The sequence below is a fragment of the Psychrobacter sp. 1Y4 genome (assembly GCF_051847555.1).
Genome location: NZ_JBPYDE010001133.1, coordinates 1 through 523 on the forward strand (window position 1 = coordinate 1; position 523 = coordinate 523).

The window sequence follows — 523 nt, forward strand, 5'->3', positions numbered from 1 at the left end:
GATACCCTACACGAAAAAGGGGCCGCCAAAGTCTCACCCTTTATCATCCCAGGCTCTATTGTCAATATGGCAGCAGGATTGGTCGCGATTAAGCACAACTTAAAAGGGCCAAATCTTGCGACATCAACGGCCTGTACTACCGCGACTCACGCTATCGGTCTTGCAGCGCGTTTGATCGCCTACGGTGATGCCGATATCATGTTGGCTGGCGGTAGTGAAAAAGGCTCAAGCCCACTTGGTATAGCAGGCTTTAGCGCGATGCATGCCCTCTCCACGCGTAACGATGAGCCAACCAAAGCATCACGTCCGTTTGATAAAGGCCGTGACGGTTTTGTACTTGGTGACGGTGCTGGTATGGTCGTCTTAGAAAGCCTTGCTCACGCCAAAGCGCGCGGTGCAACGATATTGGCAGAGCTGGTCGGGTTTGGCATGAGCGATGACGCGAGTCATATTACCGCACCACCAGAAGATGGTAGCGGCGCTGCAAAAGCCATGCGCAATGCACTCAATGATGCTGGGATTG

1 protein-coding gene is annotated in these 523 nt (G+C 53.2%); it reads left to right on the forward strand.

The features are described from left to right. Positions 1-523, forward strand: a 523-nt coding sequence (locus tag ACS8FC_RS20790; RefSeq protein ID WP_439298179.1) for a beta-ketoacyl synthase N-terminal-like domain-containing protein, incomplete at both ends; no start/stop codon positions are given.